The following is a 14959-nucleotide window of genomic DNA, read 5'->3' as shown; positions in this document are numbered from 1 at the left end:
ACTTGGTGGGCGGTGCAGGATTCGAACCCGCGACATCCTCGGTGTAAACGAGGCGCTCTACCAACTGAGCTAACCGCCCGGACCTGTGGATTCTACTTCGGCGGCGGGCCGGGGACGGGCGTAACGGTCACACTGGACCGGCTCGCGACGACGTCGTAGCGCCGGCCATTGAGCGTCATTCCCCGCACGGTGATCTTTGACCATGCCGACGGGAGGCGGGGCGTGCACGACACCCAGCCGTGGCGCAGCTTTGACTTCCAGCGTACTCCTTGCGGTTCTGACGGGTCGAACCGGAGTCCCAGGAAGCCGTAAAGCACGGAATCGAGAAATCCCGCCGCACCGGTCACAAAGTAGGCTTCGGCCTTCTTGGGCGATTCGGAGAACATCATGAACGGCCGCGACGTGGCGCGACGGACGCCCGCCCTCCACTCGTCATAGGCGCGGTCAGGGTCGCCGAACCGGGCCAAAAGGAGAGATTCGACCGAAGACGTCATCGACGGACCGTTCGGTGTCGCTTTCCCGACGAACCTCGCCAGCATCGGCCGTGCTTCCGTTTCGCAGACCGGGTCTTGTAACGGCCAAAGGGCCAACAGCGCAGCGGCCTGTTGGTAGCCCATCAGAGGGTCGTCGTCGTAGGTCAGAAACGTCTGCGTGTCCCTTGGGCGGCGGAACCTTCCGACCCACGATTCCCCGGGGCGGGCCGTCCGAAGGCACCACTCGGCCAACGCGTTCGTGTAGAGGTCGTTGTCGGCGATCTGATATTCATCGGGCGACCGGACGCCCATCAGGCCGAGTTTGCCTCCCGCCGCCGGACTGGCGCGCGCGAGGAAATACCGTGCGACGGCTCCGACGATGTTCTTGGCCGTCCCGTCATCGAGCAGTCCCAATTCAGCGGCAAGGTGAGACATCCTGGCGACGGCACCGGAGACGTGGATCTCGTCGCGGTTATCGGGCCGGGCGGCTTCGCGTCCGCCAGAGTCGGATTCCCACGGGAACCGGGCGGCACCTGTCACCGAAGGGAATTCGGCTGCGGCGGCGGCTCGGGCAGCTTCGAACCGCTCACCTGTCCTGAACGCGACGATGGCCCTGGCACGTTGTGGGGCCAACAGTGCGACGACCGGGAACACCCAGGCGTCCTGGTCCCAGAACACACGCCCGTCGTAGCGCGTATGCGTCGTACCGAACGGCCCGAGCCCGTCACCGGCGCCTCCGCAGACGAAATGGACCATTGAATTGACGGCCTGCCGGTCTTCGACCGGACCCTCGATTTCGATCGAGGCATGGGATTGTGAGAGCGCAGAAGGTCCGCATCCGACGATGTGTCTCGCGTTCACGACGCTGCCGGGGACCACCCGGGCCTCGACTCGCGGAGCCTGAGGGCCTAAGAGTGTCAACGGAGTTGCGACCTGCCCCCAAACGACCCTCAAGTCACCTTCCCTGACCGCCGTGACGGTGGCGTCGCAGACGACGCGGTCACGGTCTAGCCCGACAGCACAATCGACGACGACGGAAACCGCTTCCGACTTCCACTCCGTCCGGACCGCGCCCGTCCGCAAGTCGAGGGACTGACGATAGTCGCGCTCCGACGGTGATTGGACGACGCCGTCGAAGAGGACTTTGAGCTCGATCGGACTGGTGGTTTCGAGAAGCGGGCTTCCGTCGCGCTCCCAAACGAACGCTTTTTGCCCCGAGCCGCTTCCGTCACGCCCGATCCACACCGAGGCCCGGCCGCTCGAGAGGACGAGGGGACGGGGATCGGCCGGCGACGTCAGGACCAAGACCAAAGGATCGTCACCGTAGCCCGTCGTCGGACCTGCGGGGTCAGGCGGTCTGGGGGCCGAGCATCCTGCCACAAGCGCGAGCGCGATGACGACGGCCCGTTTCATGACCGCTTCAGCGGAACGGACAGCAACGTCTCGTACAGGGAGCCTTCAGGTCGAAGGTGGCTTTGGACAAGGTCGATGCGATCGACGATGAAACCTGATGACGAGGCTTCGTCACGGGTCGTTTCGATCTTCGGTACAGGGTGCGGAGCGTGCCCTCTTCGCGAACGACCGATCGAAACGTGCGGGCGGAAGGCGCGTTTGTCCGGTCTGACTGCGTCTCCAAGGGCCTCCCGTACGGCGCGCTCGAGGGTCGACCAAGCTTCCCAGTTCTCTGATTCTTTGACGGTAAAGGCCAGGACTCCCCTTCCTGGACCTTGTTGAAAGACGCGAAGGGACCTGGCACAAGCGTGGAACGGCCGCTGGTCGATCTGACCCAAACGACTCAACAGAGTCGGAACGAGTCTCGGTGACGTCGACCCAAGGAACACAAGGGTGACGTGCAGACTGTCCGGAGAGGTCCAACGGTAGGCTCCAGGGCGTTCTTCGTCGACGGCCCGACGTGCCGTGTCGAAAACCGGTCGGTCAGGAACTGGGACGCCGACGAACAACCTGAGTTCTGGAGGGCCGTCCGACATCGCTCAAAACGTGTCCATCGGGACTTTGAGCTTGCCCGACTTGATGTCGGACCTGGCGGCTTCCACCTTCGCTGCCACGTCGGCGGGCACCTTGTCCTTCAGTTTCGGGTTCCACACGTAGTCGATCGCGCCTTTGTCCATACCGATCGATTCGATCTCGCCCTTATAGGTCCCGTCCTTGACGCGCTTGGCCAGGCCGACGAACGCGGGTTCGGCCACGATCACGGCCGAAGCCAGGACGATTCCCGAGGGATTGTCGTTCTGATCCGCGTTGGACCCGAACGCCCACACTCCCTTTGACTTACAGGCCTCGAAGACGCCTTGGGCAGCGGCATTGGCTTGGTGGATGACGAAGTCGGCACCTTGGCCGAGGGCGGCCATGGTCGCTTGGTTCGCGGCGGTGACGTCGTCGTTCTTGCCCGTGAACGCTTCCAGGACCGTGATGCCCGGCTTAGCGGCCTCGGCTCCGGCTTTGAACGCTTTGAACGTCGACCGGATCGACGGCACGTCCGGCCCGCCGATCATCGCGACCTTTCCCGTTTTCGACATCAGCCCGGCTGTCATCCCGGCGAGATAAAAACCCTCTTCGAGCTGGAAGCGGAAGGCACCGGCGTTCGGCGAAGTCTCGCCACCTGAACTTGAGACGAAGACCGTGCCGGGGAAGTCTTTCGCCACTTCGTTGCCGATCGCGTTGTACTCGAAGCCGTGTCCGATGACGAGCTTATAACCCTTTTGGGCGTACGAGCGCATCGAGTCCTTGATCTGGGCGTCGGTCGCCTGCTGGTTGTTGACGGTGGCGCCGCACTCTTTCTCGATGGCTTGGAGACCCCTGTAGGCCATGGCGCTCCAACCCGCGTCGCTGACGGGCCCCGGTGTCAGAAGTGCGACTTTGAAACCCTCGTCATTGCCGGCGGTCGCCGGGCCGCCAGACGTCTGGGGCGTCCCACAGCCAAGAACGAGCGCGAAGAGGGCCGCACAAAGGACGGTAAAGGCCTTCATGGGGCCATTCTGACTGGACCGTCCACTTAAGGACGGACCTGGTCTTCGCCTTCCGACCCCATCGATTCGGGCGAATATTCCGGCCGTGCGACCTTCTTGGTCGGAACGGGCCGGATCCAGTGGACGAAGCGTGCTTTCTTCCCGATAAAGGCGTCGATCCCGTTGTCCCGGAAGACAAGGATGAACTTCTTGCTCAAACGGGCCTCGTCCATCTCCTTGACGGAGACGTCGATGACGCCGAGCCGCATCTCGGTCTCATCGGTGTTGATCTCGATGCTGTACGCCCCGATCGTCTCTTGCTGGAGCGGGACGACGGCGAATAGGGGGACCTCGACGTCGGACCGGGCCTTGAAGTAGCTCTCTTGGACGACGGTCGGCAACCGGAGCACGTTCGATAAGGGAAGGCCGATGTACCGGTCACGGACGAAACACTTGACCACGAGCTCCGCCTTCGTCCTGTTGTGCAACCGGACGACGACCGCATTCGGGTCCCGGACAGCGGCGACGGGCGGTTTCGCCGGTGGTTTCACCGGCCGACAGCCCGTTCCTAGGACCAGGAACACTCCAACCCATCTGATGTCGCGCATGCGCCGAACGTCTCAATTCTCGGTCATCCGGTCAGGATTTGGAGTCGAAAACCTGACAAGACCCTGGATTCGGGCCGATCGGCCGTATCTGAGCATAATCCACAGCGAGCATGAACTGCCCGAAGTGCGGCATTGAAAACCCGGACGGGGCCAACTTTTGCCTCCGGTGCGGCAAGGCCCTGGTCGACGAAGCCGTCCTTCAAGGGGAATCGGGCGAGTTGACCTGCTACCGTCACCCTAAGACTCCGACGCAGTTGACGTGCGGCCGGTGCGGGCGCCCCGTGTGCACCCGGTGCGTGGTCTTGGGTCCGGCGGGGCCGAGGTGTCCGGAGTGTGCCCATCAGCAGGTCACGGTCCGACCGGGAGCCGTGTTCCATTCGCTCAAGGTCGGAGTCCGGCGGTTGTTCCAGAGCGGCCCGTGGACGATCTACCTCTTCATCATTCTCATCGGGTTCGTCGCGAGCACCTTTCGCGGTTGTGCCGGGGCTATGGGGCCGCGCCACCCCGCCCAGGAGAGAAGGAGCGAATCGACCGATGATCCCTAAGACGGCCAACCTTCAGGCGTCGACTTTCGTCAGATACAAAGGCGCATGAGCCAGACGACCCTCGGCAAGTACCAGATCATCCGGGAGATCGCGCGCTCGAACGACATCGTTTACGAGGCGTACGACCCGGTGATGAACCGTCGCGTCGCGGTCAAGGAACTGGCCATGCCGGGCGGCGCGACCCAACAGCAGCGGGACGACCGGATCCAGAGGTTCCTGAGGGAAGCCCGCGCCGCAGGTTCGCTCGTCCATCCGAACATCGTCACGATCTACGAAGTCGGCGAAGAGGCCGGCCGCAGGTACATCGCGATGGAGTACCTGGACGGGCAGAACTTGAGGAACCTGCTCGACACGAAGGGTTTCATCGAGCCGGCTAAGGCCGTCGGTTATGCGGTCGAGGTCCTTAAGGGGCTGGAATTCGCCCACTCCAAGGGCGTCATCCACCGGGACGTGAAGCCGGACAACATCCAGCTCCTCGAGAACGGAGAGGTCAAGATCACCGACTTCGGAATCGCGAGGCTGACGTTCGAGCCGAACCTGACGATGGACGGACAAGTGTTCGGGACACCGAGTTACATGTCGCCGGAACAGATCAACGGCCGAGACATCGACGCCCGCAGCGACCTCTTCAGCGTCGGTGTGATCCTGTACGAAATGGTCGCAGGGCAGAAGCCGTTTTCCGGCGACAACGTCGTCGCGATCACGCACGCGATCATGAACGTCGACCCGCCTCAACCAGGGCAATGCGGGCCAGGTTTGTGGAACGTCGTTCGCCAGGCCATCGAAAAGAGCCCGCAGCTCCGATGGAGCAGCGCCCGGGAGATGGCGGACGCCCTCAAGAGCGTCCTCGCCCAAATGGCGTCCGGCCAAGTCGTCGTCGACCCCTATGTACCGGCGGCCGCCTTGCCGCCCGCTTATCCGACGCTCGGCCCCGTCAATCCCGGCCCCCCGCCGGTCCAGATCCCCGTCTACCAGCCACAAGCGAGTCCTTATGGGCCCGGCCTGACGCCGTACGGGACACCGATGCCTGGCACCGTGCAGCAGCCGTACCTGCCGTCGCAATACGGTCAACCTTATGGTGCGCCGTCCTATCCGCCACAGATGGGCGGTATGGGTCAACCTTATGGACAGCAGATGCCGATGGCCCAGGTCCCGGTCTACTATCCTCCGGCCGTCCGGCCTCCGATGTTCAGCCCCGAAACGCGGGTCTTTTTCGGCCGGTTGTTGAAGGTCTTCCTCCTGCTGGGGACGATTTCCGCCCTCGTCGTCGCCGCGGTCATCCAGGGCCCGAAAATCCTGGCGCCGAAAGCGACGTTCAAACCACGGTCCGCCGCACCGGGGGCGGCCGAGACGGTGGGAGACCGGGACAGACCCGGGTCTCAGGTCCCTCTCGACACGGCGAACGGAGGTTCTAGGACTTCGGCGACGGTGGAATCAGCCCGTGCTACGGTCGAATTGGCCGTCAACGAGCCCAATCCGGACGTCCGTCAACGGTTGATCGCCCAAGCGTCCACGATGTGGTCCGACCTGGCCCTCGAAGGCGACAAGGACAAGGTCTTCGACGAAGCGTTCGAGTCGTTCGTCAGTGCCGCGCAGTCGGCCGAGCAGAAGGGCGATCCGAACCTTGCCGCTCAAATGCTGGTTTCGGCAGGCGGCTACGCGCACACGCAGCAACAAAGCGACCGGGTCAATGAAGCGATGGCGCGATTGGGCCGTTAGCCGGCCCCCTTCGCCCCGCCGCCATCGACCAAAAGGTTCACGCCCGTCACGAACGACGCCTGGGACGAGCAAAGGAACGCCACCGCGGCCGCGATTTCTTCCGGCCTGCCGAGCCGTCCGACGGGCACGGTCCTTCCTTGGCGTTCGAGCACTTCCTCGAGGCTCGTGCCCCACTGCTCCGCCCGAAGTCCCGCCAGATGTCGCTGACGGTCCGTCAACGTGTGACCTGGCAAAACCGCGTTCACGGTGACGCCGTAAGGCGCCAGCTCTATGGCCTGGAGCCTGGTCAGCGAGCACAATCCTGACCGGACGGTCGACGAGACGGCCAGGAGCGGTTCAGGGTCCTTAGCGACAAGGCTCGTGATATGGACGATCCGCCCCCATCCCTTTTCCTTCATCTTCGGCGCGGCATGCCGGACGCACCGGACGACGTTCATGAGGGTCGTCTCGACCCCCGACGCCCACTGCGCGTCTGAAAGTTCGGGCCACGTCCCGGCCGGGGGTCCTCCCGTATTGGTGACGACGATGTCGGGCGGTCCGAACACGGCCTCCGTCTCATCGAACCACCTGGAGATGTCCTCGTCGCGGCCGACGTCGCAGGCCGTGAACGACCATCCGTCGGGAATCGGCGCTTCCGGCGCCTGTCTTGCGCAGACCGAGACGCGGCACCCTTCGTCGGCCAAGGCCCGGGCGCAGGCCAGGCCGATGCCCTTCGTAGCGGCAGCGACCATCGCCACCTTTCCTTGAAGCCCGAAGTCCATGGCCCGGAGTCTACAGGAACCGGGCCCGGCGGCGTCTGGAAGATAGAATAGGCGGACCGGAGGGGTGGCAGAGTGGTCGAATGCGGCGGTCTTGAAAACCGCTAGGGGGCAACTCCTCGTGGGTTCGAATCCCACCTCCTCCGCCAGGCCATCCTCAGCATGGACATCGACCGGCACCGCCAGTACAAGACCTTCTCGTTCCCGTTCCCTGTGATCCTGGCTTCGGCGTCACCCCGTCGACACGAGTTGCTCTCGCGCCTGGTCGAGGAGTTCTCAGTCGAGCCCGCCCATCTCGACGAAGACGGATTGACCGACCGCGATCCCTGGGTGACGGCGCAGCGACTCGCCCGTGAAAAGGCGCTGGCCGTCCGTGAGCGGTTCCCCATGGCCCTTGTGGTGGCCGGCGACACGGTGGTGGCCGTCGAAGAATGCGGCGAGTGGGCCCAATTGGCCAAGCCGGGAGACGACGCCGAGGCCCAGGCGATGCTCGGCCGTCTTTCGGGCCGCACGCACACGGTCGTTACGGGCGTCTGCCTCGTCTGGCCGGGCGGCATGAGCGCCTTCACCGATTCGACAAAGGTTACTTTCCGCCACCTTAAACCTACCGAAATCGAGGCCTACGTTGCTACCGGAGAGCCGTTCGACAAGGCGGGCGGATACGGTTGGCAAGGGGCGGCCAAGGCCTTCATCGACAAGACGGAAGGGAGCGTCACGAACGTCGTCGGCCTGCCCCTGGAACGGTTGGAAGAGGCGCTCGCCGGAGTGCAGTGACCTACCGCCGCCCGGAACACGCCTGTCCCTTCACGTCACGACTTTGAGGACCGGGTCCACGCCGTCCTCGGGTTCGCGCGAGACCGTGAACGCGCCTCGCAGGCCGTCGGCGACGCGTTGGCACCGCTCCGGGTCCGACCCTTGCACCATGAAGACGGGTTGCCCTTTGTTCACCCGGTGACCGACGGCTTGCACCACTGTCACGCCTGCCAAAGGGTCGATCGTCTGACCCTTCTCCTTCCGACCGCCGCCCAGTTCGATCACGGCCTCACCGACCGATCGGGCGTCGATCCGGTGCAGGAATCCCCACTCTCCTTCGTGGACGACCGTAGCCCCGGCTTTCGGCCGGTGCCACCCCTCTTCGCGGCCGAGGAGGGTTTCGAGGTCCACGTCCTGAGGTGCGGCCCCCTGCGCGACGAACCATTCGACGGCTTTCGCCTGTGCCCGGCCCGAGAGGACCGCCTTTCGCGCTGTCGTGCGGTCACCGGCGCCGACAGCTTCGAGAGCGTGGCCTGCGAGCTCGACACAAAGGTGCGCAAAGCGCGAGAGTCCGTCCGTCATGTTGGGCTCGGCAAGATGGATCGACCGGGACGGCGACAATGTCAAGAGCGCCTCGACCACTTCGTTAGCGTTGCCGACCGCCGTCCCCAGCGGCTGGTCCATGTCGGTGATCACCGCGCTGACCTTCAGCCCTGCCGCCGTCCCCACGTCCACCAGCGAGCGGGCCAACGCCTCCGCCTCGGGCAGCGCCTTCATGAAGGCGCCTGATCCGCACTTGACGTCGAGCACGACCGTTTCCGCTCCTCCCGCGATCTTCTTACTGAGGATGCTGGCCGTGATCAAGGGGACGCTCGCCACCGTGCCCGTCACATCGCGCAAGGCGTAAAGGGCCCTGTCGGCCGGAGCGAGTCGAGGGGTCTGGCCGCTCAGTGCGATCCCGATCCGTTTCGCCTGAGCGACCATCTCCTCCGGCGTGAGGTCGGTGCGAAAGCCTGGCACGCTCTCGAGCTTGTCGATCGTGCCGCCCGTGATGCCGAGCCCTCGGCCGCTCATCTTCACCATCGTCAGTCCGCACGCCGCCAGGATCGGGAGCACGACCAAGGTCGTCTTGTCCCCGACTCCGCCCGTGCTGTGCTTGTCCACCCACGGTTTCGGCACGCCGGACAGGTCAAGCCGCCCGCCGCTATGGGCCATGGCCATGGTCAACTCCGCCGTTTCCTTCGGGTCGAGACCGTTCAAGAAGGCGGCCATCAGCCAGGCGCTGAGCTGGTAGTCAGGGACGGTCCCGTCAGCGGCGCCGTTTGCGACCGCTGTGAGTTCCTCGCGCGTGTTGCGACGACCGTCGCGCTTGGCCGAGATCGCGTCAAGGATGGTCACGCCTCTATTGTGTCCGGAAGACCGCCAGGCTCAGGAACGACAGGACCGCCGATCCGACGGCCACAAAGAGGAGCGACACCGAAAAGCAGGAAATTCCGGAAAACAGGATCTCCGCGAGGCAACAGCCCAGTTCGGCGGCCGAACTGTCGTCGCTTCCGGCGACGGATCCTTTGCTGCGCCTCGTCCTTGGCATGGGCCGATTCAGAACCTGTAAGGACCGCGATGGACGCCCGTTTCGGTGACAATGGCCGAAATCAACGGACCGGGAGTCACGTCGAAACCCGGGTTGAACACGGGGCAACCGTTTGGTGCAATCCTCCCGCCTTCGCACTCCGTGATTTCCGACCCGCTCCGCTCCTCGATCGGGATGCCGGACCCGTCGGGTAAGGCGGGGTCCAAAGTCGAGCTGGGGGCCGCGATGACGAAAGGGACGTCGTGGTGGCGGGCGCACACGGCGAGCATGTACGTTCCGATCTTGTTCGCCGCGTCTCCGTTCGACGCGATCCGGTCCGCGCCTGCGACCACGAGATCGACCTTGCCCGCCGCCATGAGGGACGCGGCGGCCGAGTCCACGATGCTTTGGAACGGGATCCCGTCGTGAAGGAGTTCCCAGGCCGTGAGTCTCAAACCCTGCTGGCGCGGACGCGTCTCGCACGACCAGACTTGCGCGATCTTGCCTTCGGCATGGGCCGTGCGGACGATTCCAAGCGCCGTGCCGTGTCCGGCCGTCGCCAGGGCTCCGGTGTTGCAGATCGTCAATACCCGGGCGTTTTCAGGGACGAGGGCCGAGCCGAGCCGGCCGATCGCTTTGTTCATCTCGAGGTCTTCGCGTTCGATGGCCTGTGCTTCGGCCAGGACGTGTTCGAAGTCGAGCGCTTCGAGAGACATGATCCGGTCCAGGGCCCAGGCGAGGTTGACGGCCGTCGGACGGCTGGCGGCAAGGCCGTCACGAGCAGCGGCAAGCTCTTCCGGTCCTGGCGAGTCCAGCGCGGCCAAGGCCATGCCGTACGCGGCCGACACTCCGATCGCGGGTGCGCCTCGGACGGCCATGTCCCGTATGGCGTCGCGGACGCCCTGCCACGTCGTGAGTTCGAGCCATTCCTCACGGTTCGGAAGAGTCCGCTGGTCGAGCATCCTGAGCCGGTCGCCGGTCCACTCTTGCGGTCGGATCATGTCGAAAGGGTACCGGGACTCGGGAAGCCAGGGCGACCGCAAGGCCTTGAGAATTTCGGCCCAGCCCGGTGGTTTGGGACGAAAACCGCGATAAATTGGAACCGACAAACACTTCCCGCGCCCCATTCACTTTGGGCTGATCACCTGATCGACGGAGACCGAGGCGCACGAGCTGGCAAGCATGTCGGGCGGGAAGGAGCGCCACATGGGTCTCCCAGACCACCTGTCCGACCGACCGATCGTCGAAGCCTTCTTCATCGGTGCCATCGTCATCGGTGCCCTAATGGCTCTCGGAACGTCGGCGCCCCTGAGGGCGATCCGACCGCCCCGGCTAAGGATGCGCCTTGCCGACGGGTTCCGAAGTGCCAAGCCTTGGCTCGGCCCGACATTGACGCTGACCTTGACGGCCTTCGGACTCGCCGGTATGACCGCGAGCCGTTTTGGTGCCGGTTCAAGGACGGCCGTCGTCGTCGCCAGTCTCGCGACGCTCGTCAGTTCGCTGGCCGCTACCGCGGTGTTCAAGCGGCTGATGACCGACGCGGGCGAGCCTTTGAGGGGGCGGACTCTGATCGGATCGGTCGGTACGGTGTGCCTTTCGATCCCTCAGGACGGGGTCGGTCGGGTGACGTATCTCGCCGAGGGCCAACGCCGGGTCGTCCCGGCGAAGACCCCGGACGACGGGCCGGTGGACACCGGTCTCCGAGTGATCGTCATTGACGTCCAGTCCGGTGTCGCGATTGTCGAGGAACTGTAACTGTGAACGTATCCCAAATCTTGCCGTATCTTTGGCCACTCGTCGCCCTGTCGACGGTCCTCCTTGTCGCGGGCTTCGTCGCCGGACGATATGAGAAGGTCGGTCCGAACGAAGTCTTGATCGTGAGCGGCCGCCCAACGACGTATACGGGGCACGACGGTCACACCGCCACGAAGAACTTCCGGATCTTCCACGGCGGCGGAACCTTCGTATGGCCCGTCCGTGAGCGCGTCGACCGCTTGAGCCTCGAACTGATGACGCTCGAGATCTGTACGCCCGAGTTCTACACGAAGTTCGGCGTCCCGATCATCGTCGACGGCATCGCCCAGATCAAGGTCCGAAGCGACGATCCGACGTCGCTCATCACCGCCGCCGAGATGTTCCTGAGCAAGTCTCGGACGGAGATGAACGAGATCGCCCTTCAAATGATGTCGGGCCACTTGCGTTCGGTGATCAGCACGTTGCCGTTCGAGGAGATCCACAGTTCGCCCGAGACCTTCGCGCAAACGGTCCAGCGCCTGACGAGCGAAGACTTGGCGAACATGGGCATCCAGGTCATTTCTTTCACGATCCGGCAGATCTAAGACCCCCAGGGCTATCTGACCGCGATCGGCCGGCCGCAGATGGCCGAGGTCCGGAAGAGCGCGATCATCGGCGAGGCAGCGGCCAACCGCGACTCGACGATGGGCAAGGCCCTCGCCGACCGTGAAGCGACCGTCACGAGCAGCAAAGCCATGGAAGAGGCGCAGCTCGCGCGGCTCAGCGCAGACGTCGCCGTCGCCGAAGCCCAGAAGGACAAAGACCTTCGGTTAAGGGAGTTCGAAGCCGAAGTCGAGTCGGCCAAGGCTGATTCGGACATGGCGTACGACCTTCAGAGGGCGAAGCGGCAACAGGTCCTGTCCGAAGAAACGCTCGGCGTCTCCATTGTCGAAAAGAAGAAACAGATCGAGGTGGAAAACGCCGAAATCGAGCGACGTGAACGCGAACTCGTACACTCGGTCCTCAAGCCTGCGCAGGCCGAGCAGGAGCGGACGATGATCCTGGCCAAGGCCGAGACCGATCGTCGCCGCCTCCTTGCCGAAGCGGACGCCGCGGCGGCCAAAGCCCAGGGGCTCGCCGAAGCCGACGTCATCCGGGCCAAGGGCGAGGCCGAGGCCGAAGCGATCCGCTTACGGACGCTGGCTGAGGCCGAGGGGCTCAAAGCGAAGTACCTGGCCGAGGCCGAGGGCATGCAACAGAAGGCGAAGGCGTACCAGGAGTACAACGACGCGGCCGTCACGCAGATGTTGATGGACCGGCTCCCCGAAATCGCCGCAGCCGTCGCTTCGCCTCTCGGCCGGGTCGATAAGATCACGCTCGTGAACTCGGGCGGCGACGGCTCGGTGGGCGTTGAGAAGATCACTCGTGGAGTGACCGAAGTCTTGGCCCAGATCCCCGGCGTCGTCGAGACGATGTCCGGAATCAACCTTCCCGAGTTGGTCGCGAAAGTCGCCGAAGGCGGCAAGACTCAGGCGAAGAAGACACAGCCGGTAACCTGACACCATGACGGTCCTCCTCCTTGAGGACAACCTGCTATGGAGCGAGCGCCTCCGGAAGTCTCTGGAGGCGCTCGGTCACACCGTCCAGGTCGTCCCCCGTCCGTTGGACGTGGCCCCTTCTTGCGACGTGGCCATCGTCAACCTGGGATCCCGCGCGTTCCCGCCAGAAGAGTGGATCGGTCGGCTCCGCACTTCAGGGGTCAAGGTCGTCGCCCACGCCGGACACAAGGAAGTCCCCCTGCTCGACGTCGGACGGGATTGTGGGGCGGACCTCGTCGTCACGAACAGCGAACTGACCCACCGTCCGGCAGACGTCCTTGGACGCCTCGCGGTCTGACCAGACCTCTGGGTAACCTGCCCCTCATGGACAAGGTGCGGCGCAGCGCTGCGGACGCATTGGACGGCCTACTCTTCGACGGCATGACGATCATGTCGGGAGGGTTCGGCCTCTGCGGGATCCCAGAGAACCTCATCCTTGCGGTCCGGGACTCCGGGGTGAAGGACATCACCGTCATCAGTAACAACTGCGGCGTCGACGATTTCGGTATGGGCCTTCTGCTCCAGACCCGACAGATCAAGAAGATGATCAGCAGCTACGTCGGCGAAAACGCCGAGTTCGAACGGCAATACTTGAGCGGCGAGCTCGAACTGGAGTTCAACCCTCAAGGGACGTTGGCGGAACGCATCCGGGCGGGCGGAGCCGGGATTCCGGCGTTTTTCACCAAGACGGGGTACGGAACCTTGGTCGCAGAGGGCAAGGAGACCCGCCAATTCGAGGGCGAGTGGTACGTCATGGAATCCGGACTTCGCGCCGATCTGAGCATCGTTAAGGCGTGGAAGGGAGACAAATGGGGCAACCTGGTCTATCGCAAGACTGCCCGGAACTTCAACCCGATGATGGCTTCGGCGGGCAAAGTCTGCGTCGCCGAAGTCGAAGGTCTGGTGGAGGTCGGAGGTCTTGAGGGCGACGAGATCCACACGCCGAGCATCTTCGTCGACAGGATCGTCCAAGGACCGTCGTTCGAGAAGAGGATCGAACGCTTGACCACGCGGGAGCGCTAAGGGCAGGGCACAGGAGACACGAACATGGCTTGGACACGAGACGACTTAGCCCGCCGCGCGGCGAAGGAACTGCGCGACGGATATTACGTCAACCTCGGGATCGGCATCCCGACGCTGGTCGCGAACTTCATCCCGCCTGGGGTCGAAGTCGTGCTCCAGAGCGAGAACGGGATGCTCGGAATGGGGCCGTTCCCGTTTCCGGACGAAGCCGATCCGGATCTGATCAACGCAGGCAAGCAGACGATCACGGAAATACCGGGAACCTGCTACTTTTCGAGCGCGGACAGTTTTGGAATGATCCGTGGCGGCCACATCGATCTGTCCATCTTAGGGGCCATGGAGGTGTCCGAAAGGGGCGATTTGGCGAACTGGATGATCCCTGGGAAGATGGTCAAGGGGATGGGCGGGGCGATGGACCTTGTCGCCGGCGTCAAGCGGGTCGTCGTCGTCATGGAGCACACGAACAAGGCCGGCGAATCGAAGATCCTCAAGGAGTGCTCGCTGCCTCTCACGGGCAAAGAGTGTCTCGATCTGATCATCACCGACCTGGGCGTGATCGAAGTCGAGCGGGGAGTCGGACTCACCCTCATCGAGCTTGCACCGGACGTGACGGTCGACGAGGTCATGGCCAAGACTGCGGCCGGCCTTAAGGTCGCGCCCGGATTGGCGTCCGTCGTCGGTTAGTCCTTCCAGTCCTCGTTGGTCGAAACGACGTCGTCGGACAGCTTGTCCAAAGCGCGCCGTAAAACGGCGTTCGACATCGATCGGTTCTCGACCGGGATGGCCATCATCAGGCTTCCCTTCTCCGTCACGTAGAACTGCGACGGCTGCACTTTGAAGTTCCGCCGGATGAGCTTTCCGGCCTTGGCGTCGGTGACGTCCGTTCCGAGGAACACGGTCAGCCAAATGTAGTTGGTGCTCGGGCTGATCTCGGCTGCGATCGGCACGTCGAAGCCGTTTTTCGTGATCTTGATCTCGACCTTCTTCTCGTTCAAGTCCTTCGTCTCGTAGCCGAGGTCGGACAGGGACTTCTTGAGCGTGTCAGAGGTCAGTTTTCCCTCGCTTTGGACCTGGCCGGCGGCCACGACCGAATAAACGCCGATCCCAAGCGCCAAGCTCAAGACCGCGGCCGTCGTTCGTACTCTCGTCATCCTAAGGATAAGACGGTTTCGAGAGGAAAAGGTCTCAGTACGCCTGACGCTTGGCCCCGCC

Annotated in this window: 18 protein-coding genes and 2 tRNA genes; 10 read left to right on the top strand and 10 right to left on the bottom strand. The window is 64.0% G+C overall.

Annotated features, from left to right (window positions below):
* Nucleotides 1-3: 3 nt before the first annotated feature.
* The 5 genes from JST30_08260 to JST30_08240 all read right to left on the bottom strand — a co-directional run bounded on the left by JST30_08260 (nt 4) and on the right by JST30_08240 (nt 3990).
* Nucleotides 4-79, bottom strand: a tRNA-Val gene (locus JST30_08260).
* A 13-nt stretch (nt 80-92) separates the two neighbouring features.
* Nucleotides 93-1886 carry a hypothetical protein gene (locus tag JST30_08255; GenBank protein MBS1714316.1) on the bottom strand — a complete coding sequence of 598 codons (1794 nt, stop codon included), beginning with the start codon at nt 1884-1886 and terminating at the stop codon, nt 93-95.
* Nucleotides 1883-2461 carry an RNA 2',3'-cyclic phosphodiesterase gene (gene thpR / locus JST30_08250; protein MBS1714315.1) on the bottom strand — a complete coding sequence of 193 codons (579 nt, stop codon included), beginning with the start codon at nt 2459-2461 and terminating at the stop codon, nt 1883-1885. The genes JST30_08255 and thpR overlap by 4 nt, the downstream gene beginning before the upstream one ends.
* Before the next feature lie 3 nt (nt 2462-2464).
* Complete coding sequence (locus tag JST30_08245) at nt 2465-3460, bottom strand: BMP family protein (GenBank protein MBS1714314.1); 996 nt, start codon at nt 3458-3460, stop codon at nt 2465-2467.
* Nucleotides 3461-3486: 26 nt separating this feature from the next.
* Nucleotides 3487-3990, bottom strand: coding sequence for a hypothetical protein (locus JST30_08240; GenBank protein MBS1714313.1), 504 nt, complete (start codon nt 3988-3990; stop codon nt 3487-3489).
* Between the two features lie 167 nt (nt 3991-4157).
* Here JST30_08240 and JST30_08235 point away from each other — a divergent pair, with 167 nt between their 5' ends.
* Together JST30_08235 and JST30_08230 are read left to right on the top strand one after the other, a co-directional pair.
* Nucleotides 4158-4592 (top strand): zinc-ribbon domain-containing protein, encoded by a 435-nt coding sequence (locus tag JST30_08235; protein ID MBS1714312.1) that lies wholly within the window; start codon nt 4158-4160, stop codon nt 4590-4592.
* A 45-nt stretch (nt 4593-4637) separates the two neighbouring features.
* Nucleotides 4638-6311 carry a protein kinase gene (locus tag JST30_08230; GenBank protein ID MBS1714311.1) on the top strand — a complete coding sequence of 558 codons (1674 nt, stop codon included), beginning with the start codon at nt 4638-4640 and terminating at the stop codon, nt 6309-6311.
* Here JST30_08230 and JST30_08225 read toward each other — a convergent pair.
* Entirely contained in the window at nt 6308-7072 is a 765-nt protein-coding gene (locus tag JST30_08225) for an SDR family oxidoreductase (protein ID MBS1714310.1), read from the bottom strand. The two genes, JST30_08230 and JST30_08225, sit on opposite strands and share 4 nt — an antisense overlap.
* Before the next feature lie 58 nt (nt 7073-7130).
* Here JST30_08225 and JST30_08220 point away from each other — a divergent pair.
* Both JST30_08220 and maf read left to right on the top strand, forming a co-directional pair.
* Nucleotides 7131-7218 (top strand) — tRNA-Ser (locus tag JST30_08220).
* 13 nt (nt 7219-7231) lie between these two features.
* Nucleotides 7232-7843 (top strand): septum formation protein Maf, encoded by a 612-nt coding sequence (maf, locus tag JST30_08215; protein MBS1714309.1) that lies wholly within the window; start codon nt 7232-7234, stop codon nt 7841-7843.
* A gap of 30 nt (nt 7844-7873) precedes the next feature.
* Here maf and JST30_08210 read toward each other — a convergent pair whose 3' ends face one another.
* The 3 genes from JST30_08210 to mtnA are packed head-to-tail and all read right to left on the bottom strand — an operon-like array spanning nt 7874 to nt 10393.
* On the bottom strand, nt 7874-9220 hold the full coding sequence (locus JST30_08210; protein MBS1714308.1) for a thymidine phosphorylase: 1347 nt from the start codon (nt 9218-9220) through the stop codon (nt 7874-7876).
* 4 nt (nt 9221-9224) lie between these two features.
* A complete protein-coding gene (locus JST30_08205) occupies nt 9225-9413 on the bottom strand; it encodes a hypothetical protein (protein MBS1714307.1) in 189 nt (62 codons plus the stop codon).
* 8 nt (nt 9414-9421) lie between these two features.
* Entirely contained in the window at nt 9422-10393 is a 972-nt protein-coding gene (gene mtnA, locus JST30_08200) for an S-methyl-5-thioribose-1-phosphate isomerase (GenBank protein ID MBS1714306.1), read from the bottom strand.
* Between the two features lie 205 nt (nt 10394-10598).
* Between mtnA and JST30_08195 the strand changes: the two genes are divergently transcribed.
* The 6 genes from JST30_08195 to JST30_08170 are packed head-to-tail and all read left to right on the top strand — an operon-like array spanning nt 10599 to nt 14431.
* Nucleotides 10599-11147 carry a hypothetical protein gene (locus tag JST30_08195; protein ID MBS1714305.1) on the top strand — a complete coding sequence of 183 codons (549 nt, stop codon included), beginning with the start codon at nt 10599-10601 and terminating at the stop codon, nt 11145-11147.
* Between the two features lie 2 nt (nt 11148-11149).
* The gene (locus JST30_08190) at nt 11150-11731 is read left to right on the top strand and encodes a flotillin family protein (protein MBS1714304.1); all 582 of its coding nucleotides are present in this window, start codon (nt 11150-11152) and stop codon (nt 11729-11731) included.
* Between the two features lie 39 nt (nt 11732-11770).
* Nucleotides 11771-12685 (top strand): hypothetical protein, encoded by a 915-nt coding sequence (locus JST30_08185; protein MBS1714303.1) that lies wholly within the window; start codon nt 11771-11773, stop codon nt 12683-12685.
* A gap of 4 nt (nt 12686-12689) precedes the next feature.
* Nucleotides 12690-13022: a hypothetical protein gene (locus tag JST30_08180; protein ID MBS1714302.1), complete on the top strand. Its 333-nt coding sequence runs from the start codon at nt 12690-12692 to the stop codon at nt 13020-13022.
* Between the two features lie 26 nt (nt 13023-13048).
* Nucleotides 13049-13747: a CoA transferase subunit A gene (locus JST30_08175; GenBank protein MBS1714301.1), complete on the top strand. Its 699-nt coding sequence runs from the start codon at nt 13049-13051 to the stop codon at nt 13745-13747.
* A 24-nt stretch (nt 13748-13771) separates the two neighbouring features.
* Nucleotides 13772-14431, top strand: a complete 660-nt coding sequence (locus JST30_08170; GenBank protein ID MBS1714300.1) for a CoA transferase subunit B — start codon at nt 13772-13774, stop codon at nt 14429-14431.
* Here the strand turns inward: JST30_08170 and JST30_08165 are convergent.
* Nucleotides 14428-14898 carry a hypothetical protein gene (locus tag JST30_08165; protein MBS1714299.1) on the bottom strand — a complete coding sequence of 157 codons (471 nt, stop codon included), beginning with the start codon at nt 14896-14898 and terminating at the stop codon, nt 14428-14430. The genes JST30_08170 and JST30_08165 overlap by 4 nt on opposite strands.
* Between the last annotated feature and the right edge of the window lie 61 nt (nt 14899-14959).

The organism is Armatimonadota bacterium, assembly GCA_018268395.1.
Taxonomy (GTDB): Bacteria; Armatimonadota; Fimbriimonadia; order Fimbriimonadales; family Fimbriimonadaceae; genus JAEURO01.
Note: the sequence above shows the minus strand (reverse complement) of the source record. Positions and strands in the feature narration are given on the sequence as shown.

Excerpts from the sequence above, each read along its gene's own strand:
- JST30_08195 (MBS1714305.1), top strand. The coding sequence starts at position 10,599 with ATGGGTCTCCCAGACCACCTGTCCGACCGACCGATCGTCGAAGCCTTC.
- JST30_08180 (MBS1714302.1), top strand. The coding sequence starts at position 12,690 with ATGACGGTCCTCCTCCTTGAGGACAACCTGCTATGGAGCGAGCGCCTC.
- maf (MBS1714309.1), top strand. The coding sequence starts at position 7,232 with ATGGACATCGACCGGCACCGCCAGTACAAGACCTTCTCGTTCCCGTTC.
- JST30_08245 (MBS1714314.1), bottom strand. The coding sequence starts at position 3,460 with ATGAAGGCCTTTACCGTCCTTTGTGCGGCCCTCTTCGCGCTCGTTCTT.
- JST30_08205 (MBS1714307.1), bottom strand. The coding sequence starts at position 9,413 with ATGCCAAGGACGAGGCGCAGCAAAGGATCCGTCGCCGGAAGCGACGAC.
- JST30_08225 (MBS1714310.1), bottom strand. The coding sequence starts at position 7,072 with ATGGACTTCGGGCTTCAAGGAAAGGTGGCGATGGTCGCTGCCGCTACG.
- thpR (MBS1714315.1), bottom strand. The coding sequence starts at position 2,461 with ATGTCGGACGGCCCTCCAGAACTCAGGTTGTTCGTCGGCGTCCCAGTT.
- JST30_08230 (MBS1714311.1), top strand. The coding sequence starts at position 4,638 with ATGAGCCAGACGACCCTCGGCAAGTACCAGATCATCCGGGAGATCGCG.
- JST30_08255 (MBS1714316.1), bottom strand. The coding sequence starts at position 1,886 with ATGAAACGGGCCGTCGTCATCGCGCTCGCGCTTGTGGCAGGATGCTCG.
- JST30_08165 (MBS1714299.1), bottom strand. The coding sequence starts at position 14,898 with ATGACGAGAGTACGAACGACGGCCGCGGTCTTGAGCTTGGCGCTTGGG.
- JST30_08175 (MBS1714301.1), top strand. The coding sequence starts at position 13,049 with ATGGACAAGGTGCGGCGCAGCGCTGCGGACGCATTGGACGGCCTACTC.
- JST30_08170 (MBS1714300.1), top strand. The coding sequence starts at position 13,772 with ATGGCTTGGACACGAGACGACTTAGCCCGCCGCGCGGCGAAGGAACTG.
- JST30_08185 (MBS1714303.1), top strand. The coding sequence starts at position 11,771 with ATGGCCGAGGTCCGGAAGAGCGCGATCATCGGCGAGGCAGCGGCCAAC.
- JST30_08235 (MBS1714312.1), top strand. The coding sequence starts at position 4,158 with ATGAACTGCCCGAAGTGCGGCATTGAAAACCCGGACGGGGCCAACTTT.
- mtnA (MBS1714306.1), bottom strand. The coding sequence starts at position 10,393 with ATGATCCGACCGCAAGAGTGGACCGGCGACCGGCTCAGGATGCTCGAC.